Source organism: Nonomuraea sp. NPDC050202, assembly GCF_040656115.1.
Taxonomy (GTDB): domain Bacteria; phylum Actinomycetota; class Actinomycetes; order Streptosporangiales; family Streptosporangiaceae; genus Nonomuraea.
On record NZ_JBFALF010000055.1, the window covers coordinates 1 to 25,252 of the forward strand.

At 70.8% G+C, this 25,252-nt stretch carries 22 protein-coding genes and 1 pseudogene; 12 read left to right on the forward strand and 11 right to left on the reverse strand.

Going from position 1 to position 25,252, the window contains the following annotated elements; translation table 11 throughout:
* Positions 1 to 843 (reverse strand): proteasome accessory factor PafA2 family protein (locus AB0I79_RS58120; RefSeq protein WP_357893742.1); only part of this gene is annotated, 843 nt, incomplete at its 3' end.
* A 397-nt stretch (positions 844 to 1,240) separates the two neighbouring features.
* On the opposite strand from AB0I79_RS58120, the gene AB0I79_RS58125 reads away from it, so the two are divergent.
* The 3 genes from AB0I79_RS58125 (at position 1,241) to AB0I79_RS58135 (ending at position 5,167) form a co-directional block, all read left to right on the forward strand.
* Entirely contained in the window at positions 1,241 to 3,628 is a 2,388-nt protein-coding gene (locus AB0I79_RS58125) for a DUF4132 domain-containing protein (RefSeq protein WP_357893744.1), read from the forward strand.
* Positions 3,629 to 3,932: 304 nt separating this feature from the next.
* Entirely contained in the window at positions 3,933 to 4,136 is a 204-nt protein-coding gene (locus tag AB0I79_RS58130; protein WP_357893746.1) for a hypothetical protein, read from the forward strand.
* A gap of 41 nt (positions 4,137 to 4,177) precedes the next feature.
* Complete coding sequence (locus tag AB0I79_RS58135; protein ID WP_357893748.1) at positions 4,178 to 5,167, forward strand: radical SAM protein; 990 nt, start codon at positions 4,178 to 4,180, stop codon at positions 5,165 to 5,167.
* Between the two features lie 188 nt (positions 5,168 to 5,355).
* On the opposite strand, the gene AB0I79_RS58140 is transcribed toward AB0I79_RS58135, so the two are convergent.
* Both AB0I79_RS58140 and AB0I79_RS58145 read right to left on the reverse strand, forming a co-directional pair.
* Complete coding sequence (locus AB0I79_RS58140) at positions 5,356 to 6,894, reverse strand: aldehyde dehydrogenase (RefSeq protein WP_357893750.1); 1,539 nt, start codon at positions 6,892 to 6,894, stop codon at positions 5,356 to 5,358.
* Positions 6,891 to 8,210: a PLP-dependent transferase gene (locus tag AB0I79_RS58145; protein ID WP_357893752.1), complete on the reverse strand. Its 1,320-nt coding sequence runs from the start codon at positions 8,208 to 8,210 to the stop codon at positions 6,891 to 6,893. The genes AB0I79_RS58140 and AB0I79_RS58145 overlap by 4 nt, the downstream gene beginning before the upstream one ends.
* A gap of 119 nt (positions 8,211 to 8,329) precedes the next feature.
* Between AB0I79_RS58145 and AB0I79_RS58150 the strand changes: the two genes are divergently transcribed.
* Positions 8,330 to 8,824: an Lrp/AsnC family transcriptional regulator gene (locus AB0I79_RS58150; RefSeq protein WP_357893754.1), complete on the forward strand. Its 495-nt coding sequence runs from the start codon at positions 8,330 to 8,332 to the stop codon at positions 8,822 to 8,824.
* Between the two features lie 66 nt (positions 8,825 to 8,890).
* On the opposite strand, the gene AB0I79_RS58155 is transcribed toward AB0I79_RS58150, so the two are convergent.
* Positions 8,891 to 9,481, reverse strand: coding sequence for a TetR/AcrR family transcriptional regulator (locus tag AB0I79_RS58155; RefSeq protein WP_357893756.1), 591 nt, complete (start codon positions 9,479 to 9,481; stop codon positions 8,891 to 8,893).
* 50 nt (positions 9,482 to 9,531) lie between these two features.
* Here AB0I79_RS58155 and AB0I79_RS58160 point away from each other — a divergent pair, with 50 nt between their 5' ends.
* The gene (locus AB0I79_RS58160; RefSeq protein ID WP_357893758.1) at positions 9,532 to 10,083 is read left to right on the forward strand and encodes a GNAT family protein; all 552 of its coding nucleotides are present in this window, start codon (positions 9,532 to 9,534) and stop codon (positions 10,081 to 10,083) included.
* Between the two features lie 31 nt (positions 10,084 to 10,114).
* On the opposite strand, the gene AB0I79_RS58165 is transcribed toward AB0I79_RS58160, so the two are convergent.
* On the reverse strand, positions 10,115 to 11,056 hold the full coding sequence (locus tag AB0I79_RS58165; RefSeq protein ID WP_357893760.1) for a LysR family transcriptional regulator: 942 nt from the start codon (positions 11,054 to 11,056) through the stop codon (positions 10,115 to 10,117).
* Positions 11,057 to 11,145: 89 nt separating this feature from the next.
* Here AB0I79_RS58165 and AB0I79_RS58170 point away from each other — a divergent pair, with 89 nt between their 5' ends.
* From AB0I79_RS58170 to AB0I79_RS58180, 3 genes are all read left to right on the forward strand, one after another.
* Entirely contained in the window at positions 11,146 to 12,042 is an 897-nt protein-coding gene (locus AB0I79_RS58170) for a DMT family transporter (protein ID WP_357893762.1), read from the forward strand.
* Positions 12,043 to 12,175: 133 nt separating this feature from the next.
* Positions 12,176 to 13,012 carry an amino acid permease gene (locus tag AB0I79_RS58175; RefSeq protein ID WP_357893764.1) on the forward strand — a complete coding sequence of 279 codons (837 nt, stop codon included), beginning with the start codon at positions 12,176 to 12,178 and terminating at the stop codon, positions 13,010 to 13,012.
* 8 nt (positions 13,013 to 13,020) lie between these two features.
* On the forward strand, positions 13,021 to 13,398 hold the full coding sequence (locus tag AB0I79_RS58180) for a hypothetical protein (protein ID WP_357893848.1): 378 nt from the start codon (positions 13,021 to 13,023) through the stop codon (positions 13,396 to 13,398).
* Here the strand turns inward: AB0I79_RS58180 and AB0I79_RS58185 are convergent.
* The 6 genes and pseudogenes from AB0I79_RS58185 to AB0I79_RS58210 form a co-directional block, all read right to left on the reverse strand.
* Positions 13,290 to 13,685, reverse strand: a pseudogene (locus tag AB0I79_RS58185) (thiamine pyrophosphate-dependent enzyme); the annotation flags it as partial. The gene AB0I79_RS58180 and the pseudogene AB0I79_RS58185 sit on opposite strands and share 109 nt — an antisense overlap.
* Before the next feature lie 181 nt (positions 13,686 to 13,866).
* The gene (locus tag AB0I79_RS58190; RefSeq protein WP_357893766.1) at positions 13,867 to 14,154 is read right to left on the reverse strand and encodes an alpha-L-fucosidase; all 288 of its coding nucleotides are present in this window, start codon (positions 14,152 to 14,154) and stop codon (positions 13,867 to 13,869) included.
* Positions 14,151 to 14,891: an alpha-L-fucosidase gene (locus AB0I79_RS58195; protein ID WP_357893768.1), complete on the reverse strand. Its 741-nt coding sequence runs from the start codon at positions 14,889 to 14,891 to the stop codon at positions 14,151 to 14,153. The genes AB0I79_RS58190 and AB0I79_RS58195 overlap by 4 nt, the downstream gene beginning before the upstream one ends.
* A complete protein-coding gene (locus AB0I79_RS58200; RefSeq protein ID WP_357893770.1) occupies positions 14,888 to 16,261 on the reverse strand; it encodes a sulfatase-like hydrolase/transferase in 1,374 nt (457 codons plus the stop codon). The genes AB0I79_RS58195 and AB0I79_RS58200 overlap by 4 nt, the downstream gene beginning before the upstream one ends.
* Positions 16,248 to 17,252 carry a Gfo/Idh/MocA family oxidoreductase gene (locus AB0I79_RS58205; protein ID WP_357893772.1) on the reverse strand — a complete coding sequence of 335 codons (1,005 nt, stop codon included), beginning with the start codon at positions 17,250 to 17,252 and terminating at the stop codon, positions 16,248 to 16,250. The genes AB0I79_RS58200 and AB0I79_RS58205 overlap by 14 nt, the downstream gene beginning before the upstream one ends.
* Before the next feature lie 59 nt (positions 17,253 to 17,311).
* Positions 17,312 to 18,373: a substrate-binding domain-containing protein gene (locus AB0I79_RS58210; RefSeq protein WP_357893774.1), complete on the reverse strand. Its 1,062-nt coding sequence runs from the start codon at positions 18,371 to 18,373 to the stop codon at positions 17,312 to 17,314.
* Positions 18,374 to 18,534: 161 nt separating this feature from the next.
* Between AB0I79_RS58210 and AB0I79_RS58215 the strand changes: the two genes are divergently transcribed.
* Genes AB0I79_RS58215 through AB0I79_RS58230 form a run of 4 tightly spaced genes read left to right on the forward strand, consistent with a single transcriptional unit; the run spans position 18,535 to position 25,202 of the window.
* Positions 18,535 to 19,830 (forward strand): ABC transporter substrate-binding protein, encoded by a 1,296-nt coding sequence (locus tag AB0I79_RS58215; protein ID WP_357893776.1) that lies wholly within the window; start codon positions 18,535 to 18,537, stop codon positions 19,828 to 19,830.
* A complete protein-coding gene (locus AB0I79_RS58220) occupies positions 19,830 to 20,774 on the forward strand; it encodes a sugar ABC transporter permease (protein ID WP_357893778.1) in 945 nt (314 codons plus the stop codon). Before AB0I79_RS58215 ends, AB0I79_RS58220 begins: the two co-directional genes overlap by 1 nt.
* A gap of 3 nt (positions 20,775 to 20,777) precedes the next feature.
* Positions 20,778 to 21,611: a carbohydrate ABC transporter permease gene (locus tag AB0I79_RS58225; protein ID WP_357893780.1), complete on the forward strand. Its 834-nt coding sequence runs from the start codon at positions 20,778 to 20,780 to the stop codon at positions 21,609 to 21,611.
* A gap of 27 nt (positions 21,612 to 21,638) precedes the next feature.
* On the forward strand, positions 21,639 to 25,202 hold the full coding sequence (locus AB0I79_RS58230; protein WP_357893782.1) for a heparinase II/III family protein: 3,564 nt from the start codon (positions 21,639 to 21,641) through the stop codon (positions 25,200 to 25,202).
* The last annotated feature ends 50 nt before the right edge of the window (positions 25,203 to 25,252 follow it).

A 25,252-nucleotide genomic window follows, 5' to 3' on the forward strand; every position in this document is an offset into this window, starting at 1 on the left:
CTCCTGCTGGATCTCCAGGCTGGAGGCCTCGCGGCCGTTGGCCAGCCGCACCCGCCGCCGCCCGGTCATGTCGTGGGAGACCTCGCGGATCGCCCTGATCGGGTTCTCCAGCGACAGGTCGCGCATCACCGTGCCCGACTCGATCATGCGCAGCACCAGGTCGGTGGCGCCGACCTTGAGCAGCATCGTGGTCTCGCTCATGTTCGAGTCGCCCACGATGACGTGCAGGCGGCGGAACCGCTCGGCGTCACCGTGCGGCTCGTCGCGGGTGTTGATGATCGGCCGGGACCGGGTGGTGGCCGACGACACCCCCTCCCAGATGTGCTCGGCGCGCTGCGAGACGCAGTAGACGGCGCCGCGCGGGGTCTGCAGCACCTTGCCCGCTCCGCAGATGATCTGCCGGGTGACCAGGAACGGGATCAGCACGTCGGCCAGCCGGCCGAACTCACCGTGCCGGCCCACACAGTAGTTCTCGTGACAGCCGTAGGAGTTGCCGGCCGAGTCGGTGTTGTTCTTGAACAGGTAGATGTCGCCCGCGATGCCCTCCTCGCGCAGCCGCTTCTCGGCGTCCACGAGCAGGCCCTCAAGGATGCGCTCGCCCGCCTTGTCATGCGTGACCAGCTCGATCACGTTGTCGCACTCGGGCGTGGCGTACTCGGGATGGCTGCCCACGTCCAGGTACAGACGTGCGCCGTTGGGGAGGAAGACGTTGCTCGATCGGCCCCAGGACACGACTCGCCGGAACAGGTAGCGCGCGACCTCGTCCGGGGACAACCTGCGCTGGCCCCTGAACGTGCACGTGACGCCGTACTCGTTCTCCAGGCCGAAGATGCGACGATCCATTGTCTCACGCTACTCCTCCATCACGCTCTCGCCCAGGTCATCCCGGCCATGGACCTGCCCATGGCGCGCAACGCCATCCAGAACGTCCGCGCCGAACGCAAACGCCTGGCCCGGCGTGGGCCCACCTGCCCTTCCTCGACCGCCTGCGCGCGCCGGCCCCTCCGACCCGGCCCGCGCGCGTCGCCGGCCTGACGGAAGGCCATCGAGGCGTGTCGGCGCTGGACCCCGCGACGGCAGAGGCGCGGCGGGCCGCTGCGCGGGATCGACCGCCCCGCCGACGCCCTGCTGGAGATCGCCGACGCCCTGTGATCGAAACCGTCGGCCGGTCTCCCTACACTGGCCCGCCATGACCACTGAGACGCCTGGCTCTGTCACTTCTGGCTCTGTCACTTCTGGCATGGAGCGGGTGGACGCGCTGATGCCGCTGATCGAGGCAGGGCGCGCCGGGGAACTGGCCGACGGGATCGCCGCCCTCCGCCGCGAGGACCTGGGCATGCGCTTCTGGTTCGACGGCGGCCCGGGCGAACGACTCAGGGACGCCCTCACGCGGGCTCCGGCCGCCTTCCGCGTGGAGGTGGGCATGCGCCTGCTGACCCGTCCCGACGGCGAGCGCGACGCCGGCACGGCCGCGATCATCACCGGCGACGTCACCGACGCCTGGACCCCCGAGGCGGCCGGGGCGTTCCTCGACGAAGCGGCCCGCCAGTGGACGTACTGCCACGGCAGGCTCTCGTTCATCCTGCGTTGCCGGCTCGACGCCGGCCACACCCTCACACCCGAGCAGGTCGCGGGCGTGCGGCGGGTGGCCCTGGTGGGGTGGAGTCGCGAGGTGGTGCTGGCACCGCTCGTCGGGCTGCTCCGGTCACCCCTGCTCAACCCGGGCGAGCCCTGGGCCGACCGAATCCTGTCCGAGGAGCTCGACGAGACCTGGACCGCCCTGCTCGAACACGCGCTGACCGCGTCGGGCTCCAAGCCGTCCGCCAGGTGGGCGCGTACCGCGCGCACCCTGATGGACCAGGCCGGCACGGAGGAGGCCAGGGCCCGCCTCACCGGCTGGCTGGCCCTGGTCGGCGGCCCCCGGTCCCTGCCCATGGAGGGCTACGAGCACCACACCGATCCGCACAACGCGGTCGCGCTGCGCGGGCTCATCTGGCTGCTCGGCTGCCTGCCCGCGCAGCCCGCCACCAGCCGGATGCTGGCCGCGCTCGCCGAGTCCGCCCTGCGCAAGGTCCCCCGCCTCGGGCCGCGCCACCCGCCGACCGCCACCTCCGCGATCCACGCCCTGGCCCGCCTCGACGGAGACGACGCCCTGGGGCACCTGGCCCGGCTGGCGGTCACCGTGACGCACAAGCCCACGACGAAGGTCCTGGACGGCGTCCTCGACGCCAAGGCCAGGGCGCTCGGCGTCTCCCGCGACGAGGTGGCGGAACTCGGCGTGCCCGCCTACGGCCTGACCGAGGTCGGCCGGCTCGTCCGGACCGTCGCAGACGCCACCGCCGAGCTGACCGTGACCGCCGGCAAGGCGGCCCTGAGCTGGCGCAACGACAAGGGCAGAACGGTCAGGTCGCCGCCCGTGAGCGTCCGCTCCGGGCACGCCGAGGAGCTCGCCGCCCTCAAGGGCGTCGTCAAGGACGTCAACAAGATGCTCACCGCCCAGTCCGATCGCCTCGACCGCATGTTCCTCGCCCAGCGGTCCTGGACGTACGCCACCTGGCGGGCCCGTCACCTCGACCATCCGCTGCTCGGTACCCTGGCCAGACGGCTGATCTGGCTGGCAGGCGGCGTCCCGTGCCTGTGGGCCGGCGGCGCGTTACGCGACCTCGACGGCACGGAGGTCCGCCCGGCCCCCGGCGCGGACGTGCGGCTCTGGCACCCGATCGGCCGCAACCCCGACGAGGTGCTGGGCTGGCGGCGCCGCCTGGAGTGGCACGAGATCACGCAGCCGTTCAAGCAGGCGCACCGCGAGGTCTACCTGCTCACCGAGGCCGAGCGGGCGGCGGGCGGCCACTCCGCCCGCTTCGCCGGCCACGTGCTGCGCCAGCACCAGCTGCACGCGCTGGCCCTCGCCCGCGGCTGGCGCCACGACCTGCACATGGCGGTCGACGGATCCTTCCCGCCCGCCACCCGCGACCTGCCCGGCTGGGGCGTGCGCGCCGAGTTCTGGTGCGGCCCCGACCACCGCAACAGCGACTGGACGCCCTCCGGCGCCTACCTCCATGTCGTCACCGGCGAGCTGCGCTTCTACCCGCCCGGCGCCGAGACACATCACGGCGGCTTCATCGACCCCCGCCACTCCCCGCCGCTGCCGCTCACGCAGATCCCGCCGCTCGTGTTCAGCGAGATCATGCGCGACGCCGACCTGTTCGTCGGCGTGGCCAGCGTCGGCGCCGACCCCGCCTGGCAGGACGGCGGGCCCGGCGGCACGTTCCGCGACTACTGGACCTCCTACGGCTTCGGCCCGCTCTCTGCCACCGCCCGCACCCGCCACGACCTGCTGTCCCGCCTCCTGCCTCGTCTCGCCATCGCCGACCGGTGCTCCCTCGACGACCGGTTCCTCCACGTACGGGGTGACCTCCGCTCGTACAAGATCCACCTGGGCTCGGGGAACATCCTCATGTCGCCGGTCGACGCCTACCTGTGCATCGTGCCCAAGAGCGGGAGCGAGGCGCCGGTGTTCCTCCCGTTCGAGGGCGACCAGGTGCTGGCCGTCATCCTGTCGAAGGCCATGATGCTGGCCGGCGACACCGCGATCCGCGACCCCTCCATCACCGCGCAGCTGCGCTGATCCGGTCTCCACGCCCGGCGCTTCCAGAGTGACGGCACGGTCCGCCGTCACGACCGGGCGCAGGTCGAGCTGCTCGCGTTTGGCGCGAGGACAGCGGTGGAGCAGCAGGTAGCCGATGGCCCGGTCGCGTAGGGGGCGGGCAGGCGCAGCCATCGCCGCCCGTTTTGGCGGCGCCTTTGCTATCGCCCGAACACCCCTCGGGTACATGCTCCGCTAGCCACCAATGACACCACCGGACCACGCATGCTCGGCGGTTTCCGCAGTCATCGCCGAAGACCGGCTGGAATCAACACAGAGGAGTTTCATGATGGCCGAAGAGGCATCCTCCGTGCCCGTCCGGGCGAGCGACGTGAGCATCGACGCAGAGGGCAGGGTCACGATCGACGATCCGGAAACCGCGCAGGCCCTGACGGCGCTGGCCAGGTTCACCCCCAACCCGGGCCATCCAGGTCATGTCACCAACAACTGCCACGGCGGTAACTGCTCCAGTGGCTGTGCCCCGCAATGAGCGGAGTCACCCTGACGGGCATTTCTGCGTTCGATCGGGAAATGGTCACCTCGTTCCGCAGCGACCGGCTGCACCTCATCCTCCTTCCCACCGAGCAGTGCAATTTCCGGTGCACCTACTGTTATGAGGACTTCGCCATCGGACGGATGCGTCGCGAGGTCGTCGAGGGTGTGAAGAACCTCATCGACCGGCGCCACGGTGATCTGGCGCATCTGCAGATCTCGTGGTTCGGCGGCGAGCCGATGCTGGCGCGGTCCGTCATCGAGGAGGTGGCCTCCCACGCGAGCGAGGTTCAGCGGCGGACACCGGGCCTCGGGTACGGCAGCGACATGACCACCAACGGCTACCTGCTCGACCGCACGGCGGCGGAACGCCTGGCCGGGCTGGGGATCCGGAGGTTCCAGGTGTCGCTGGACGGGCCTGCCCGCCACCACGACCACACGCGCGTGCGGGCTGACGGTCAGGGGACGTTCGATCGCATCTGGCGCAACCTGCTGTCGATCCGGGACGGTTCGGTGGACGCACACATACTGCTGCGAGTTCACCTCACTCCCGGCAACCTGGACGTGATGCCGGCGTTCCTCACCCAGGTGAGGGACACGTTCCTGGACGACCGCAGATTCCGGGTGTTCCTCAAGCGGGTGGTGCGACTCGGCGGCGCCGACGACGCGTCGATGGAGGTGCTCGACGCCGAGGACAAGAGGATCGCCGCGCTGGAGGAGATCGTCCTCTCGGACGGGCGGGGCGAGAGCCTGTTCGAGCCGGAGCAAGTGTGCTACGCCGCCCGTGCCAACTCGCTGATGGTGCGTGCGGACGGGCGCCTCGGCAAGTGCACTGTCGGATTGTCGGAACCCGGCAACACCGTCGGGCGCCTGCTCCCCGACGGCTCGCTCGAGGTGGACACCCCGCGGTTCCGGCGATGGCTGCAGGGCTGGGAGTCACGCGATCCCGAGCTGACCGCCTGCCCTTACGAGGCGTTCACCCGGCAGGGTCCGAAGCTGCTCCAGTTGACGGAACGCCCCGGCACCTAGCGGGGACGTTTCTTGCGTCCCGGTGCGGTGGCCTGGGCCCGCCGTTTCAGGAGCCAGGCGACCGCGACGGGCAGGCCGGCCGGGACGAATGTGACAACCGCGAAGCACACCGCCCCTACGGGGCCGGCGTGCCAGACCAACCTGCACCGGCACCTCCTTGGGCGTGGCCGCCCTGCGGACCGGACCGCTCAGCGGTCTCGAAGCCCGCCTCGGCCGTTGTGCCTGATGCTGATCCAGGTGGTCTTCAGCTCCGTGTACTTGTCCAGCGCATGGAGCGACTTGTCGCGGCCGATGCCGGACTGCTGGAAGCCGCCCCAGGGTGTGGTGATGTCACTGTCGTCGAAGTTGTTGATCCAGACGGTCCCGCTGCGCAGGCGCCGCGCGGCATGGAGCGCCACGTCGATGTCCTGCGTCCAGACCGCGGCGGCGAGGCCGTAGGTCGAGGCGTTGGCGAGCTCGATCGCCTGCTCGGGGCCGTCGAAGTCGATGACGGCCAGCACCGGGCCGAACACCTCTTCCTGGGCGAGCCGGGTGCCGTTGCCGACCTGATCGACGATGGTGGGTTCGACGTAGGCGCCACCGGTCTCCACGCGGGCGGCGCCGCCGCCGAGCACCAGGCGCCCGCCGGCGTCCTGGGCCTCGCGCACCCGAGCGAGGATGCCGTCCCTGCTGGCGTGGTCGATGACGGCGCCCAGCTCGGTCGCCGGGTCGAGAGGGTCGCCGAGCCGGATGGCGCGGGCCTGGGTGGTGATGTGCTCGAGCAGTTCGTGCTTGACGCGCCGGTCGACCAGGAGGCGGGATCCGGCGTTGCACACCTGGCCGGCGTTGAAGAAGATGCCCCATGTCACGGCTCGCGCGATGGTCTGGAGGTCCTGGGCGTCCGCCATGACGATGTGCGGTGTCTTGCCACCGCATTCGAGGCTGACCCGTTTCATGTTGCTCTCGCCGGAGTAGCGCAGGAAGAGCTTGCCGACCTGGGTGGAGCCGGTGAAGGCCAGCGCGTCCACGCCGGGGTGACGGCCGAGGGCCTGCCCGGCGGTCTCGCCGAGCCCGGGGACGACGTTGAGCACACCGGCCGGCAGGCCGGCCTCGACGGCGAGCTCGGCGGCCCGCAGCGCGCTGAGAGGTGACTGCTCGGCGGGCTTGAGCACGACGGAGCAGCCGGCGGCCAGGGCAGGCCCGAGCTTCAGGCAGGCCATGTACAGGGGGAAGTTCCAGGGGGTCACGCATCCGACCACCCCGATCGGCTCGCGTGTGACGGTCGCCAGCACGTCGCCGCCGGTGGGCGCGGTCTCGCCGTACACCTTGTCGATGGCCTCGGCGTACCAGCGGACGGCCCGGACGGCGGCCGGGACGTCGACCGTGCGGGCGTCGGTGATGGGCTTGCCCACGTCCAGCGACTCGGTCAGCGCGAGTTCGTCGGCGTGTGCCTCCAGGAGGTCGGCCCAGGCGAGGAGCACGCGCTTGCGCGCCGCCGGTGGCTGGTCGCGCCAGCGGCCGTCGTCGAAGGCCCGCCGGGCAGCTCGTACGGCGGCGTCGACGTCCGCGGCGTCGCAGGCGCTGACCTCAAGCAGAATCCGGCCGTCGATCGGGCTGTGGTCGGCGAAGGTGGCCCCGGCCTCGGAGGACGTGCGCGCACCGTCGATGAAGGGCGTGCCGCGCAAGCTGATCGACGCGAGTGCCGCGTCCATCGTGCTCGCCGGCTCGGTGTACGTGTGGTCGGTCATGGCTGCTCCGGGAGGGTGATGGAGTTGAGTGCCTGGGTGAGGTCGTGGATGAGATCGGCCGGGTCCTCGAGTCCGACCGACAGCCGTACATAGCCGGGGGAGATGCCCAGCGAGGCCAGTTCCTCGGCGCCGAGCTGGGAGTGCGTGGTGCCGGCCGGGTGGGTGACCAGGGTCCGGACGTCGCCGAGGTTGACCACGTGGCGCACGATCCGCAGGCGTGACACGAAGTCGGCGGCCGCCTCGAAGCCGCCGGCGAGTTCGAGGCCGATCAGCCCGCCCCGGGCGCCGAGATAGCGCCGGGCACGCCGTGCGTCGTCACCGCTGTGCAAGGACGGGTGGTTGACGCGGCGCAGCGCCGGATGGCCGTGCAGGTGCGAGGCGATCACACCGGCGGTGTCACAGTGGCGGGCCATTCTCAGCGGCAACGTCTGGATGCCCTGCACCAGCCGGCTCGCCGCCGAGGCGGCGAGAGCGGGCCCCAGATCGCGCATGAGCGTCCGTCGCAGTCGCACCAGGTACGCGCTGGAGTTCCGGGCGCCGGCGAGCGCGGTCCACACCTGCCCTCGATAGGCGGGATCGGGCTCGGTGAGCAGCGGCAACCGAGCGCCGGCGGCGCCCCAGGCGAAACGGCCCGTGTCGACGATGACCCCGCCGAGGGCGGTGCCGTGACCGCCGATGTACTTGGTGGCCGAGTGGACCACCACGGCGGCGCCGTGCCGTCCGGGGCGGCACAGCACCGGCGCGCACGTGTTGTCCACGATCAGCGGTACGCCGAGCCGGCCGGCGACGTCGGCGACCTGCCGGATCGGGAACGTGCGCAGGGACGGGTTCGGCATCGTCTCGCCGTACAGCGCGCGGGTGGTGTGGTCGGCGGCGCGCGCGAACGCCTGCGGATCGCATCCGTCGACGAATCGGGTCTCGATGCCCCATCGGCGCAGGGTGTGGGCGAACAGTGCACGGGTGCTGCCGTACACGTCCGAGGAGCAGACCAGGCTGTCGCCGGCCTGGCACAGGTTGAGAACGCTCAGCGCGATCGCGGCCATGCCGGAGCCGGTCGCGACCGCGCCCACACCCTCTTCCAGGGCGCTGACCCGCCGCTCCAGCTCGGCACAGGTGGGGTTGGCGTAACGGCTGTAGGTGAACGCCTCGCCGAGCGCGTCCTCGCCGTAGAGCACTCCTGCCTCGGCCACGCCTGGCAGTTCGAAGGAGGCCGTCTCGTACACCGGCCAGGCCACCGGCCTGATCTCGGGCCCCGTTCGGCCGGACGTGCCGCCGGCCAGCAACCGCGTCTGCACGTCCCAGTCGCCATCTTTCACGAGGGAGACCATAGCGGGACAACACCTCCTTGTCACAGGCAATATTGTTACTATGCCTACAAAGAGGTGGAGAATTTCACAGAGTGCCGACGAAAGGAAGGGATGAGGCAGAGATGGAAATGGGAGACGGTGCCGCACTGGATGCGATCGATCTCGCGTTGCTGGCCCGGCTGGCCAAGGACGGCCGCGCGAGCCTGACCGATCTCGCGCGCGAGGTCGGCCTGAGCCGGCCCTCCGTCGCCGACCGCCTCCGCAAGCTCGAGAGCACCGGCGTGATCACCGGCTACGCGGCTCGCATCGATCCGGCCCGCCTCGGCCTTCCGCTGCGCGCGCACGTACGGCTGCGCCCCCACCAGCCCAACGCCCGCGCTCACGGGCTTCGCGAGAAGTTGCTCGCCCTCGGGCATGTGCTCAGCTGCGTGCATGTCACCGGCGACGACTGCTACGTCATCGAGGTGGCCGCCCGCAGCCCGGCTCATCTCGAAGAGATGATCGACAGCCTCACCGGGATCGGACGCACCACGACCCTCCTCGTCCTGTCCGAGGTGGTGAGCCTGTCCGACGTCGATGTCAAGGCCCTCCTGCGCGCCCCTGGACCGGAGGGTGAACAGTGACAGGCGGGGGGAGGGGGCCGGAGGCGGAACGAGTGACCGGCGGCACCGCCGGGTGATCCAGGTTGATCAGTGCGAGGCGGTCAGGGTGGCCAGGTAGCCGTCCAGGAGCTTGACTTGTCGCTGCGGCGGGAACGCCGCCGGGTCGAACAGGGCCTGAACCACCAGGCCGAGGATGAAGGATTGAGCGCCGGTCGCGACGCGGACGGGGTCGCCGGGGGGCAGTTCGCCGAGTTCCTGGGCTGCGGCGACCAGCTCGCTCAGCCGGTCCCGGCTCTGGGCGTACTTGCGGGCGTAGCCCGTGCTCAGATCGGGGTCGGAGAGCGCGGCGTCCCAGGAGGAGACCCAGATGCGGTTGCTGTCGGTGGCCTCGGGGGTCAGCGGCAGGATGTCGAGCAGTGCGGCCCTGAGGGCGGCCAGGCCGGCGCCCGCATGGCGGCGAGGGCGGGAGACGGTGCGCTGTTCGAGCAGGTCAAGGGCGTACTCCACCAGGGTGTGCTTGGTGGGGAAGTAGTGCGTGAGCAGGCCGGTGGTCGCGCCGAGTTCGGCGGCGACGGCGCGCAGGGTCAGGCCCGCGAAGCCGCGGGTGGCCATCACCTGCCAGACCGCTGCGGAGACGTCGCGCCGGCGAGCCTCGTGATCTCCCTTGGTGCGTGGCATGCTGTCACGGTACATTGCCGTAACGCTTGTTATGTGAATGGAGGGCTTGCATGTTCACGCTGCCGCTGCGCGACGGTGCTCGTCTCGGGCCGCTGGAGGTCTGGCACGCCGAGGAGTTCGCCGGCCATCTGGACCGGGCCCGCGAGCACATCCGTCCCTGGGTCGGCTCCGCGTTCGTCACCGACGACGTGGACGCGGCGCGGGCCACGCTCAAGCGGTACGCCGAACGCCAGGCCCGCGACGGTGCCCGCCTGTATGGCATCTGGCGGGAGGGGGCGCTGGTCGGCGGTGTGATGTTCACGGATTTCGACGCCGCTCTCGGCTCGTGCGAGATCGGTTGCTGGCTGGAGCCGTCCGCTGAGGGCCACGGACTGATCACGCAGGCGTGTGGCGCGTTGTTGGACTGGGCGTTCACGTCCCGAGGGCTGCACCGGGCCGAGTGGCACTGCCGGGCCGACAACGAGCGCAGCTCAGCGGTGGCCAAGCGGCTCGGCATGACGCTGGAGGGCGTGCGGCGCGAGGCGTGGCCGTACGAGGGCGTGCGCCACGACAAGCAGATCTGGGCGGTCCTTGCTTCCGAATGGCCGGGCATGAGCCGGTGACCGGCAGTGCCCGGGAGCCTGCTGCCGCGCGTCAAGCACCGAGCGGGACAGGACACGTTTCCCCACGGGACGCAGCGAGACGTTCAGCACTGGCGGCCAAGGCGTCCAGGACACAGTCGACCAGAGGATGCCGGCGACTGCCCTGGCGGACGGCGGCATAGAGCGTGCGGTGCATGCCCGGCTGGTGGACACCGAGCAGTTTGACACCGGTGGCGTCCCCCAGCGTGGCGATGGCAGGCAGGAGGGTGATGCCATGACCCGCGCTGACCAGGGCGGCGGCCACCGCGAAGTCTCCGCTGTGCGCCACGACGTGCGGCTCGAACCCGGCCAGGGCGCAGACGCGCTGCAGCATGGTCTCGCAGGAACTCCCGGCGGCCGGGGCGATCCAGCGCTCGTCACGCAGCTGCGCCAGATCGACCTCGGGTCCCCGGAGGGGATGATCGCGAGCTACCGCGATCAGTAGTGGCTCGGTGAACAGGTCGATGCGGTCGACGTGCGCTTGCGGTCGCTGTGGTGTCAGGCCGTACTCGCCGGCCAGCACGACATCGAGATCGCCGCGCGTCAGGGCGGGAAGGCTGTCTTCCGGTTCGCCTTCCTCGATGCGCAGATCCACGTCGGGCGCCGTGGCGCGCAGTGTGGTCAGCGCGGCGGGCAGCAGCGTCCGGCCCAGCGTGGCGATGGTGCCCACGGAGAGCGTCCCGCGCAGGTCCCCGCCGAGGGAAGCGAGATCCGCCTCGGCGGCCTCCAGGCCCGCCAGGACCTGACGCGCGTGACCCGCCAGCCGATGCCCGGCGGCGGTCAGCCGAGCGGTACGCCCGCTGCGGTCGACCAGGAGCATGCCGACCTGCCGCTCCAGGGCGGCGATGTGCTGCGACACGGCGGGCGGGGTGAACGTCAACGCTCGTGCGGCGGCGGCGATGCCCCCGTGTTCGGCTACCGCGAGCAACACCCGTAGGCGACGCACATCCAGCATAAAGCGATGCTACATGGGTGCCGAAAAAGTAGTTACTGGCGCTTACATGCCCGCGACGCCAGGCTTGGGCCATGTTCAGTGATCGACGGGTGGCCGCCGCCGTGGCCGTCACCGTGCTGTTGTGGTCCGCGGCATTCGTGGCCATCCGAGTGGCTCTACCTGGCTTCGGCGTGGCAGGCCTGTCGGTGGGCCGGCTTCTGGTGGCTTCCCTGGTCCTCGCGGTGGTCGCCCCGCTGCTGCGCGTACGCCGGCCTGCCCGCGCCGACCTGCCCCGCATCATCGGCTGCGGGCTGACCGGGATGACCGCCTACCAGCTGCTGCTCAACGCCGGTGAACGCAGCGTGCCGGCCGGCACCGCGAGCCTGCTCGTCAACACCGCTCCCATCGCCGCCGCCGTGCTCGCCCTCATCGTGCTGCGAGAACCCTTGAGCCGGCGAAGCGTCGCCGGCCTGGCTCTCGGGTTCGCGGGCGCCGTGGTCATCACCCTGGTGCAAGGCGACGGCCTGACTCCAAGCCTGGACGCAGGCCTCGTCCTCGGCGCGGCCATCGCCCAGGCATCGTTCTTCGTGCTCCAGAAGCCTCTGCTGGCCCGCTACAGCGGAGTGGAGATCACCTCCTACGCGATATGGTCGGGCACGGCCTTGTTGTTGCCCCTGCTGCCCGCCCTGATCAGCGAGGTGCCGCACGCTTCCGGCGAAGCGCTTGCGGCCCTGATCTTCCTCGGCGCCGCGCCCAGCGCCCTCGGCTTCATCACCTGGGCCTACGCCCAGGCCCGCCTACCGGTGGCCACTGCCGCCAACACGCTCTATCTCGTGCCGTTCCTGGCGATCGGCATCGCCTGGACGGCCCTCGACGAGAGCGTTCATCCGGCCGCGCTGCTCGGCGGCCTGATGATCCTCGTCGGTGTCTTCATCAGCCGAAAGCCCGGCCCGGCCAGAACACAAGGAGCACCCGCACGTTCGCGGGTCCCACAGCACGATGGATGACACCATCATCGACATCCGTCCTCGGCGGCTGCAGCGGCCCTCTGCGTGATCGTGGAAGGAACTTGACCTCGACGTGGCCACTCCGCCGCGGCTGACGGGTACGTCGCCTGGCAGGTGAAGCAGTTCCCAGGGCGTGCGCGCCCCCGCCAGGGCCCCGAGGAGTCGTCGATGCGACCTGGTGATCGTCCTGGCCACGCTGGTGGTGCTGATCGGCGGATCGCTGGCGTTGGTCGGCCTCGACGCCCTGGACGGGCCGCTCCAGGTCGCGCTGGTGATGTGCGCGATCGTCGCGATGCTGGTGTACTACGGGATCCAGGTGCTGTCGCCGGGCTGGTACTACGCCGCCACCGCGCTCATCTGCGCCATCGTGTCGATGTCGATCGGCAGCTCGTGGACCACCGCGGCGACGGTCGGCGTCGGCCTGGTGGGGATCGCGACCATGCTGGGGGTGTCGGCGCCGATCACCGCAGGGGCGGTGATCTCGGGCGCGTACCTCGGGGACAAGCTGTCGCCGCTGTCGGAGACCAGAAGCGAGGGGCTGACCAGCGTCGTGAGCCAGACCAACACACACACCGAGGGCGCGCGGACCATGTCGCTGCCGGTCCTGACCGCGATGGTGGTCGGGTCCACCCTCGGCGCGGTCGTCCCCGCCTCCGGCGAGGGCGCCACGATCGCCGCGGTGGCCGTCTCCGTGCCCGGCGTATGGGCCTTCCACTTCTTGATCCTGCGCGGCGTGCGCGAGGCGGCCACGATCAACCAGATCGTCACGGTCGCCAAGCTTCTGCCGATCCTGCTGTTCGTCGTGATCGTGGCCGTCGCGCTCCGCGGCGATGTGTTCGGCGCGAATCTGTGGGGTGGCTCCGAACGCACCGCAGGGACGCTGTTCGAGCAGGTCAGGGCCACCATGCTGACCACCGTGTTCGTGTTCCTGGGGGTGGAGGGCGCCAGCGTCTACTCGGGGTGGGCCTGATCGTGTCGGTGCCGGGCGCGTACCTGGCCTGGACGCTGATGGCCGCCGAAGTGCTGTTCGTGGCCGCCGAGGACCACGACATGCCCGCCTTCCTCGCCCGCGAGAACCGGCAGGACGTGCCGGTCGCGGCGCTGGTGATGACCAGCGCCCTGATCACCGCCCTGATCACCGCCGTGCTCGCCGTCACACTCTTCTCCGACGACGCCTTCACCTTCACGCTGGAACTGACCAGCGCGTTCTGCTCCCACACCTCCAGACCGAGCGTGTCGTTGCGCAGGACGACGACCTTGACCGGCAGGCGGTGCTGCGCGAGCGTGGCCAGTTCCCCCAGGCACATCGCCAGGCCGCCGTCGCCCACGAACGCGACGACCGGCCGGTCGGGGTAGGCGATCTGGGCGCCGGCCGCGTACGGCAGCGCCGACCCCATCGAGCACAACGTGCCGGAGAAGGAGAACTGCATGCCGCGGCGCAGCATCACCCGCGACCCCCACGAGCTGACCGTCCCGGCGTCGCCGGTGAGGATCGCCCCGTCGGGGATGACCTCGCTCAGCGCGCACGTCACCGCCTGTGGCTTCATCGGCACCGCGGGATCGGCGGCCCGCCGGCGTCGCAGCTCCCACCACTGGTCGTAGAGCTCGCGCGCCCGCTCGGCGAAGGAGCAGTCCTCCCGCATGCGGAAGCCGTACCGCCCGGGGCGGCAGGTCGCCGGTGATGACCTGACCGCCCGGGTCACCTCCTTCTCCGTACGCGGGGCGCGCGGGTTGCTCGTCTGGTCGCCGCCGAGCCGACGATCCTTGGAGTCGGGGGAGGGCTGCTGGGAAGTGGTTCCGGATCGTCCGTGCAGGTCCTGCCGGCTAGCCGAGCAGCCCGCTGATCGGCAGCACCTTTCCCGCCGCGGTCCTGATCGCACCGCGGTCGCCCGACGGGCCGGCGCCGTAGACCGCCTCGCCGTGCCGGGCCAGCCACCGGCCCATGGCGCGCAACCGGTCGATCGCCGGTTGCGGGATGGTGCCCGACTGCGTGGGGCCGACGTTCAGCAGCAGGTTGGAGCCCGCCGCGACGCAGCGCAGCAGGACGCCGAGCAGCTCGTCGACGTCGCGCCAGGCGTTGTCGTGCGGCACGTGACCCCACGACCGGTTCATGGTGAGGCAGTCTCCAGCGGGACGCCCGGCACGATCGGGGTGGGGTTCAGGCCGGTGGAGTTCTCGCCGGGCAGGTCGTTCTCGAAGCCCTGCACATCCTCGCCGGGCTGGAGGCCGGACTTGCGGTTGTTGAGCACGACGGCTTCCGGCTGCAGGTCGTGGATCATGCTGTAGAGGCGCTCGTAGCCCCATGGGCGGTCCATGGTGAACCAGCCGGGATGCCGCTTGGGGGCGCTGGAGTGCGGCCAGTCGCCGTCGAACCACACCTGGCCGAGCTCGCCGTACTGCGTGCACAGCTCCTCGACCTGGCCGTGCAGGAAGCCGATGTAGTCCTGCCAGCCGGCGGGATCGCGGTAGCCGGGGTGGTGCCAGTCCACCAGCGAGACGTAGAAACCCAGCTTGATCCCGAAGTCGCGGCACGCCTGCGCCAGCTCGGCGATCGGGTCGCGTCCGAACGGCGAATTGGTGATCTTGAAGTCGGACAGGCGGGTGTCGTACATGGAGAAGCCGTCGTGATGCCTGCTGGTGATGGTGATCCACTTCTGGCCCGCGTCGGCGGCCACCTGGACGAACGCGCGGGCATCGAAGGCGGCGGGGTTGAACACCTTCATCAGGCCCGCGTAGTCCTCGCGCGGCACCTGTGACACGGCTCTGTCCCACTCGCCGCGTCCGACCATGGAGTACAGGCCCCAGTGGACGAACATGCCGAATCGAGCGTCGGTGTACCAGCTCTTCACCGCGGTTCCGTTCTGTAGGGGGCGGGCTCGAAGGCGCCGAGGCCGGCGGGGGAGTGCTGGCCGGAGCCGTTGACGGGCAGGCGGCTGCCGTCCACGCGGGGGTCGGCGTGGCGGGCGAACCAGGCGTCCAGCCGGTCGCGGAGCTCGGCGAGCTCGGGAAGTCCCGCGTGCGCCAGGTTGTGCCGCTCGTCCGGATCCCGTTCGAGGTCGTACAGCTCGTGCGGGCCGTGCGGATGGCGGTGCACGTACTTCCAGGCGTCGGTACGGATCATCCGCACCGGCCCGTACTCGTCGTAGACGACCACCTCCGCTCCCGCCCGGTCGTCGAAGGCGGCGAAGGAGCGGCCGGGACCGTCGCCGGTGCCGGGCAGGCCGAGGTGGTCCATGAGCGTCGGGCGCAGGTCGTACCCCGACACGAGCGAGTCGTACACCACGCCCTGGGGAAGCCGGCCCGGTTGGCTGAAGATCGCGGGGACCATGACGGAGGAGTCGTACATGTTCTGCGGGAACGTGCCGTTGCCCTTGCCCCAGATGCCGTGATGGCCGCAGTTGAAGCCGTTGTCGCTGCTGAAGAGCACCAGCGTCGACTCCGTCAGCCCACGGGCCTCCAGCGTCGCGAGCACCCGGCCGATCCCGGCGTCCATGGCGCTGACCGCGGCGAAGTAGCCGACCAGCGCGGCCCTGACGTCGGCCTCCCCGCCCACGGGCACGCCGTCGCCGTCCACCGGCTGCCACGGGTGCGCGGGCTCCCGCGGGCACGACTCGAACGGGCACGACTCGTACAGCGCCTCGAACTCCGGCGGGTGCTGCCCCTTCCACGGCTTGTGCGGCGCGGTGTAGTGCAGGGACAGGTAGAACGGCTCCGCACGGTCGGCCTCCCGGTCGATGAAGGCCGCCGCCCGCGCGGTGAGCGCGTCGGTGAGATAGCCGTCCACCCGGCGGCCCATCATCGTGGCCCCGTAGTACGGCCCCCCGCCCGACGGGTGGGCGTACCAGTGGACGAAGCCGGGCCGGGGCTCCTGGTTGGCGCCGAGATGCCACTTGCCCACCAGCCCCAGCCGGTAGCCCGCGTCGGCCAGGTCGTCGGTGAACAGCCGCTGCCCCGCCAGGTGATCGTCCGGCGAGGGCCCGCTCAGCCAGTCGTGCACCCCGTGCGCGGACGGGATCCGCCCGGTGAACAGCGACGCCCTGGCGGGGGAGCAGACCGGCGAGACGCTGAAGAATCGCGACAGCCGCACTCCCGAGGCGGCCAGCCCGTCGAGGTGCGGGGTGTGGATCTCGGAGTTGCCCGCGCAGCCGAGCGCCCACGGCCCCTGGTCGTCGCTCAGGATGAACAGGACATTGGGCCGTCGGGGATCACGACTGGCCAAAGAGCTCCACCTCTACGGTCTTTCCGCTCCGCGCGGACTCGTAGGCGCCCAGCACCGTGGCCACGACGTCGCGGCCCACCCGCGCGCCGATGGCGACGGGCCGCTCGCCGCGCACGGCGGCGGCGAAGTCGGTGAGCTGGTCCACGAAGGCGGTGCGGACGTGCTCACCCATGTCGGCGGGAGCGCGGAGCAGGGTGCGAACCCCTTGTTCCGTGGCGATCTGGACCCCGTCCGAGCGGGAGGCGCGCAGGGACCCCGACGTGCCCAGGACCTCGATCTCGTCGATTCCGGCCAGCGCGCTGTCGATGACGGCCACCGAGGCCAGCACGCCGTTGTCCAGCTCGATCTGGAGCAGTCCCTCGGTCTCGACGGGCCCCCGCCGCACCACGGTGGCGGTGACCCGGGCGGGCCGCCCGCCCGCCAGCCAGGTGACCCTGTCGACGCAGTGCGCGCCGATGTTCATGATCGCGCCGCCACCGGCCAGCTCCGGGTCGAAGAACCAGCCGGGACGGTGGCCCCGCCGGTAGTCGGTGGAGCGCCGGTCCACGATCGCGACCGGCGCGCCGATCAGGCCGTCGGCGACCGCGCGACGGGCGGTCGCGGTGATCGGCAGGTAGTGCTGGATGTGACCGAGGAAGAGCGCCACCCCGGCGCCCGAGCATGCGGCCGCCATCGCGTCGCAGTCGGCGAGCGAGGTGGCCATGGGCTTCTCCATCAGCACGTGCACCCCGGCCGCCGCCGCGTCCACGGCGGGAGCCAGGTGCAGGGCGTGCGGGGTGCACACGATCAGCGCGTCGACCGAGCCGCCGAGCATGCTCAGGTGGCTGTCGTGCACGGTGGCGGAGGTGAGCCGGGCCAGCTCCGCCGCGCGGCCGGCGTCCACGTCGAACACCGCCGTCACCCGCACCTCGTCGGGCAGGTCCAGCGCGGCTTGCGCGTAGAGCCGGGCGACGCCGCCGGCGCCGACGAGGCCGAGCCGTACAACTGCCATGGAGATGTCCTTACGTCCGGGGATGACGGGACCACCTTGGCTCAAGACCTACCCTTAATTCAACCCCTTGAAGGGGAATGAATATTGGTGGACTCGCGTACCGCCAGCGCTGGAACGACCAGATGCTGCTGGAGGGGCGCGTCCGGCTCGGCGAGGCGGCGCAGGAGCGTGCGCACCGCGAGCCGTCCGACGGCCTGCTTGGCGGGGGAGATCGCGGTGAGCGGCACGGCGGACAGGTCGGCGATCTCGTCGTCGTAGCCGATCACGGACAGGTCGCCCGGCACCGCCATCCCGCGCTTGGCCGCGGCCGCCACCAGCAGCGTCGCCTCTCTGTCGGCGAAGCACAGCGCGGCCGTGCAGCCCCCGGCCAGCAGCCGGTCCAGGCAGCTGTCCGCGTCGGCGGCCGTCCACCTGCCGATGGTGTGCTCCAGGGCGGGTTCGAGCCCGCGCTGGGCCAGCGCATCGCGCAGCCCGTGCGCGACCTCGGTGGCGTGCGGGCTGCTCCGCGCCAGGAACGCGATCTTGGTGTGGCCGAGCGAGAACAGGTGGCGGGCGGCGATGTAACCGCCGGCGGCGTGGTTGGAGCAGACGAACTCGTGGATGTCGCCGCCCGACCTGAACCGCCGCTCGACCAGCACCAGAGGCAGGCCGAGCCCGTCGAGGTAGGCGTGCGCGTCGGCCCGGCCGGTCAGCTCGGGCACGATGAGCAGGCCCTGGGCGCCCGCCGCGACCATGCTCTCCACCGCCTGCGCCTCCTGGGCGACGTCGTAGCCGGTGCTGCGCAGCAGCAGTTGCGCGCCGTTCCTGGACAACTCGCTCTCGATGCCGGCGATGATCCTCGGGTAGTAGTACGTCATCGACGGCACGATCGCGCCGACCACCGGGCCGGTGCGCGGCTGCTCGGCCTGCACGTACGTGCCCGAGCCCTGACGCCGGTAGACGAGACCCTCATTGACCAGCAGGTCGACCGCCCTGCGCACGGTGTTGAGGCTGACCCCCTGCTCCTTCGACAGTTGCTGCTCCGTCGGCAGCCTGCCTTCCGGCCACCGGACCTCGGCGATGCCGCGGCGCAGCTCGTCGGCGAGCTGGCGGAACTTCTCGCCACGTTTGGGTTCACTCACGGGACCTCCCGGAGAATCTTGGCGCATCTGCCGAGGAAAGGGGAGCTCGTAGGACGCGTCGGCGCTGCGTCGCGCAAATTCAATCCTAAGAATCCGTTGACTATAGCGTATGAATACCCGCAGAATCCTGCACATCGTTCCCTGATACAACGGCGGTGCTCATGAATCTCCCTCAGAAGGGTGCGGCTGCCCTCGCCGTCGCCGTCCTCATGCTGGGCACGTCCGCGTGCGGTGGTGGCGGTGGCGCCTCGGACGCCGAGGAGTTCACGTTCTGGTCGATGCACAAGCAGGACGAGCCCCGCGCCAAGATGCTCGGCGAACTGGCGGCCGCGTTCACCAAGGACACCGGGATCAAGGTCAACCTGGTCTTCCAGGGCAGGGAGAACCTGAAGAAGTTGCAGCCCACCCTGGTCGGCGGCAACGTCGCGGCCGACCTGGTCGACGGCTCGCAGGCCGGCCTGCTCAACCTCCTGCAGGCCACCGGCAACGCCAAGGACCTGTCCGGCCTGCTGAAGGACCGGATCCCCGGCGAGGACAAGACCGTGGGCGACGTCATCCCCGACAACTACCGGCAGGTCATCGCCGACGCGGGTAAGACGTACATGATTCCCACGTCGGTGCACACCTGGCAGATCTACTACAACGCGGCCAAGCTGCCCGAAGTCGCGGCCGACCCGCCGAAGACCTTCGAGGAACTGCTCGCGCTGTTCGACAAGAGCAAGGCGGCGGGCAGGGCCGCGCTCGCCGCGGACGGAGACATCCAGGGGTACGTCGGCAAGTGGCTGTCCCAGGCGCTGATCCGCGAGTTCGGCCCCGGCAACCTGGCCAAGGTGCTCACCGACCGGAGCGGAGCCGGCTTCGACGACCCCAGGTTCCTCAAGGCGGCCACCTACATCGAGCGCCTCGCCAAGGGCCAGTACATGATCGACGGCTGGGACGCCAGCAAGTTCCCCGCCATCCAGCAGAAGTGGGCGCAGGGCCAGGCCGACTTCCTGTTCATCGGCACCTACGGGCCGAGCGAGACGGCCGAGATCGCCGGCCCCGGATTCACCTTCCGCTCCTTCCCCTTCCCCAGGACCGAGGGCGGGTTCACCTCCGAAGAGGTCTCGCTGTTCGGCTTCGCCGTACCGGCCAAGGCCAGGCACGCGGCGAACGCGGAGAAGTTCATCGAGTACTTCATGAACAAGAAATGGCTGGAGCGCATCCCCGCCGACGAGAAGGTGATGTCGATCCGCACCGACACCAGCACCCCTGTCGAGGTCGCCGACGCCAAGGCGACCCTCGACTCGGGCGTGCCCCTCCACCTGCAGATGGACGGCGTGCGCGGCATGGACGACTGGAACGTCAAGATCTTCCTGCCGATGGCCAAGGACCTGTTCGCCGGCAAGGTCACCGCCGCGGCCTTCGTCGCCAAGCTCAAGACCGACACCGTCAACTGGTGGAAGGTCAACGGCTGATGGCCACGGCCACCGTAGAGGCACCGGCCGCCGTCAGGCCCGCCGCGGAGACAGGCAGCCCGCTGGCCAGGGCCAGGCAACGCCTCTACCTGCCCTTCGTGCTGCCCGCCCTGGCGGTCTACCTGCTGGTCTTCATCGTGCCGAGCCTGTTCACGGTGGTGCTCAGCTTCGCCGAGTGGGCGGGTGCCGGGCCGATCGAGTGGGTGGGCTTCGACAACTACCGGCGGCTCTGGTACGACGACGTCTTCCACTCCTCGCTGCTCAACACGCTGCTGATCCTGATCGGCGTCGGGTTCCTGACCTTCCTGTTCAGCTTCGGGCTGACGATGGTGTTGCGGGAGATGGCCGGGCGCAAGTTCGTCCGCGCGGTCATCTTCTTCCCCAACGCCGTCTCCGCCCTGGCCATCTCGATCCTGTGGGGCTTCCTGTTCCAGGCCGACGGCCTGGCCAACGCCCTGCTGCGGCTGGCCGGGGTGGACACCGTGCCCAGGTGGCTGGCGGACGACAACCTGTTCTACGTCATCTGCATGGGCCTGGTCTGGGTCAACACCGGCTTCTACACCACGATCCTGATGGCGGCCGTCGACCGCATCCCGGCCTACCTGTACGAGGCGGCGGACCTGGAAGGCGCCTCGCCCTGGCAGAAGTTCCGCAACGTCACCCTGCCACTGATGTGGGACGCCGTCGCGGTCAGCGCCACCCTCTGGGCGATCAGCGCCATCAAGATCTTCGAGTTCATCTACGTCTTCGCCGGAGCGGCGGGCTCGGTGCCGACGACCAAGGCGTGGACGTTGTCGCTCTACGCCTACGCCGAGGCCTTCCAGCCCACGGGCGAAGCGCGATACGGGGCCTCGGCCGCGGCCACGATGGTGACGCTCGTACTGATCGTCGTGCTGACGCTGCTGACCCGCAGGGTCACCCGACGCGAGAGCTTGGAGTACTGAGTGATGGCCACAGTCCCCGTACGGCTGCGCCCCGGCAGGCTGCTGGTCTGGCTCGTCGTCGCCTTCGACCTCCTGGTGCTGCTCTGGCTCGTCCTGTCGTCGTTCAAGACGGCCAGGGAGATCTTCGCCAGCCCCTTCGGCCTGCCCGCCGACTGGCGGCTCGACAACTGGGCACGCGCCTGGGAGGTCAGCGAGTTCGGCCCGGCGATCCTGCGCACGGTCGCCGTGGTGGCGGCCACCGCGCTGGGCACCGTGCTCATCGCCGCACCGGCCGCCTACGCTCTGAGCCGCTTCACGACCAGGACCTCCGGCCCGCTGACGTCGTTGTTCGCCATGGGGCTCGGCGTGCCCATCCAGGCGATCATGCTGCCGCTGTTCGTGGCCATGTCGCAGCTGGGGCTGGTCAACAGCCTCGGCGGCCTGATCATCGTGTACGTCGCGACGTCCATCCCGTTCGCGGTGTTCTTCCTGACCGCCTTCTTCCGCAGCCTGCCGGGCGACCTGGAGGAGGCGGCGGCGATCGACGGGGCCGGCCCGCTGCGCACCTTCTGGCAGATCATGTTGCCGCTGGCCCGCTCCGGTCTGGTCACCCTCGTGATCCTGAACGTGATCGGGCACTGGAGCGAGGGCCTGCTCTCCCTCATCTTCCTGCAGGACCCGACCCAGCAGACGCTGCCCCTGGCGCTGCTCAACTTCATGACCCGCGTGCAGTACAGCGGCGCCGACTGGGGCGGCCTGTTCGCGGCCATCGCCATCGTCATCCTGCCGCTCCTGCTGGTCTACATCTGGCTCGGACGCCGCATCATCGAGGGCATGACCCTCGGCAGCGGCAAGTAGTCCCCCCGTTTCTGAGAGGCACCCCCCATGCGCTCGTTCCATGCTGCTCTCGCCCTGGCCCTGCTGACCCCCGCCGCCGCGCTCGCGGATCCGCTTCCCCTGGCCAACGGCGGCTTCGAAACGTGGACGGCGGCGGGCCTGCCCGCCTCGTGGTCCGCTTGGAGACCCAGGGGCGACGGCAGGATCACCGCCTCGGCCGACGCGGCCGAGGGAACGAGCGCGGCCGAGCTGAGCACGGACTCCTCGGACGACCGGGTGGCGATCACCCAGCGGGTGGCGCTGCCCGACAGCGGCGGCGGCCTCATCCACCTGCGGGCCAAGGTCCGCTCCGCCGGGCTGACCGGTGGCAGGACCAGCATCAGGGTGCAGCCGCTGAGCGCGTCCGGCGTCTCCAGCGGGCTGCGGTACTTCGCGCAGACCACGGGCACCACCGGCTGGCACGAGGTCGACGGCTACCTGGAGGTTCCGGCCGGGACCGCCACCGTCACCCTGGAGCCGATGATCGACAGCGAGGTGGGCACGTTCGCCGTGGACGCGCTGAGCGTCGAGTGGGCGGGCCCGCTGCCCTCGGGGGACGGCTGGCAGTTCGTCCCCATGTCCGGCACGCCGACCTCCTCCGAGGAGAACGGCACGCTCACGATCGGCGGCCCGGCGGGGGCCGGCGGCCAGTACCGCCGGACCTTCCCCGTCGACGATCGCACCGTCTACGCCTCGCGGCTGCGGGTCAAGCTCGACGAGATCGCCTGCCAGTCCAGCAAGCTGGAGATCGCCTACACCCCGATGCGGGCGGGCCAGCCGATTCCCGGGGCCCGCCAGGCCTACGCCGACATCGACCAGCAGCGCGACTTCGTGCCCGTCGCCCACAACGTGCCGATGCCGACCGGCGCCGACGCGGTGCGCGTCGAGGTGACCTTCACCGGTCCCGGCACCGCCTGGATCGAGACGGCCGAGCCCGCCGCGCTGCCCACCGACGTCGGGGGCGAGTACCCGAGCTCACGGGTGAGCCATCCGCTGAGGAATCCGCAGAACATGATGGGCGGCGCCGACTGGAGCGCCGTCGCCGGCGAGCCGGACGAGGTCAAGCGCACCAGACTGGGCACGCTGGCGACCATGCCGGAGTCCGACTACGTCGCGGCGGCGAAGGCCGCCGGCGCGAGCCGTACGGGACTGGACGTCCGCCCCGAGTTCGAGACGCACCTGCGCAGGTTCGCCGAGCTGGGGGAGCGGCGGCGGGCCGTCCTCGGCCTGATCGAGCTCGCGCGCGGCTACGACGACGTGCCGTACGCCCACCCCTCCTGGTCGAAGAACACCATCCCGTTCCAGGCCGTGCGCGCCTACGACCTGGTGTACGACGCGCCGGACTGGACGCCGCAGACGCGCGCGCTGGTCGAGAGCTGGCTGCGGCGGACCGTCGTCAGCTTCGTCAACCTGGCCGACAAGCCGACGGGCCTGCACAACATCGAGGTCTACGGCTTCCGTTACGCCTTCGCCGTCGCCTCCATCCTGGGCGACCCCGACCTGGTCAGGTACGTGCTGCCGATGACCGACCGGATGTTCTCCGGCCGGCAGTTCCTCGCCGACGGCACCTGGGAGGAGGCGACCACCTCCTACCACGACCAGGTGATGTTCTTCGCCCGCGGCGCGTTCACCCTGCTGGCGGAGAACTACGCCGACCCGGCCGGATACGCCGGCGAGCTTCAGCTCGACCACACCGATCTGGTGCCGGCACGCTATCCGATCTTCGCCAAGGCGGCGGCCATGGGCCAGGCGCTGCGCTTCCCCGACGGCGTGCCCGTGACGATCAACGACACCCACTTCCCCAAGGCCGACGACATGGTGGCCACGGACTCGATCACCGACCTGAAGAACATCGAGCTGTACGGCTACGGCCACTACGCGCTGACCGCCGGCGACACCCGGGACGCGCTGCAGGCGCACCTCACGCTGCCGCCCACCTCGGAGGGCCTGCCGTACAAGGCGGGTCACGGCCACGGCGACCACCTGGGGCTGATCCTGTGGGGATCGGGCATGGAGGTCCTGCCCGACCAGGGCTACCCGCACCAGGTGCCCAACCACCGCTACTGGCACATGGACACCCCCGCGCACAACACGCCGTGGATCTGGTCGAGGGACAACGCCGGCGGCTACACCTGCCAGGACGCGCTCGGCACCGGCGCGGCCGTGCTCGCCTACGACGACGGCGCCACCTCGGGCAAGGGCGTGCAGCTGATCGAGGCGTCCGAGCCGGGGCCCGCGCAGGACGGTGCCGAGGTCAAGCGACGCCTGCTCGCGGTGATCCAGTCTCCGGAGGGTCGGTACGTCCTGGACGTCTCGCGGCTCAAGGGCGGCGACGCCCACCAGTGGTTCCTGCGCGCCTCTGAGGACGAGGACGTCACGCTCGACACCGCGCTGCCCCTGCAGGACAAGGGCGGCACGGTGAAGTCCTACTACGAGTCGACCGGCAAGACGGACGGGCTGGCCGAGGACCGTGACCTGATGCGCGACCCACGCGTCGGCCCGGGCACCGGCGACCTCTCCTTCACCTGGACGGGCGCCAGGACGGGAACGGCCGTGCGCGCGTTCGTGAACGGCTCCCCCGGCGACGAGGTGATCTTCTCCAAGGTGCCGACGCTCCGCCGTACCGCGAACGACGCGGCCAAGAAGGACGCCTACCCGAACTGGCACTTCCAGCGCCGCAGGCTGGTCACCCCCGCGGACACCACGACGTACGCGGCCGTCTACGAGACCATGCGCGCGGGACAGCGGGGCAAGCTGTCGTCGGTCACCTTCGAGGAGGCGTTCGGCGGCGACCCGATGACCTCCGTCACCCGCCTCGAAACACCGAAATATCGCGACATCGTGTACGTGAGCGACTCCACCCAGGAGCACGTCGTGGACGGGATCACGATGGCCGGCCGCTTCGTGCTGGCCCGCGTCGACAAGGCCACCGGCGCCGTCGTCTCCGGCTACGTCAACGGCGAGGGCCACCTGTACGGCGGGGCGTTCCGCCTCACAGGTGACGAGCGGACGCTCCCCGTGACCGGCACCTCCAGCGCCTACACCGGCGCCCCGGCCACCCCGGCAAGCTCCTCGCCCAACGCCCTGACCGTGGCGGGCACGTTCCCCGACTGGGCCGAGGGGCTGTGGGCCACCACCGCGCTGGGTGACGGACGCGGCTGGGGGATGCGTGTCGACCGGGTCACCCGCGGCACTGTCGGCGTGCACGACTGGGTGCCGTTCGAGGTCGGCTCGGAGGGTGCGACCACGTCCTTCTTCCCGCGCGGCACGCGGGTGCCGGGGGCCGTGACGGTCACCGTACGCCGCCCCGCCTGGGCGGCGCTCAGCCCGGCGACCCTGACCGAGGCGGTGACGAACGCCGCCGATACCGGGGCGATCAGGAGTGCCGGCGTGCGGGCCGGCCTGCTGGCGCGGCTTCGCGTGCTGGCCGAGGTGTGGGAGCGCCCCCAGGCCAGGCGCGGCATCCTGACAGGACTGAGCGCCGAGGTGACGGCACTGGCGGGCCGCGAGATCGATCGGTCCTTCGCGGCCGACCTGATCAGCGCGCTGAAGACCGCCCGCGACCTGCCGTGAGCGGCTGAGTTCCCCGGGTGCGAACCGGCCGTGTGGCCGAGCCCTCGCGG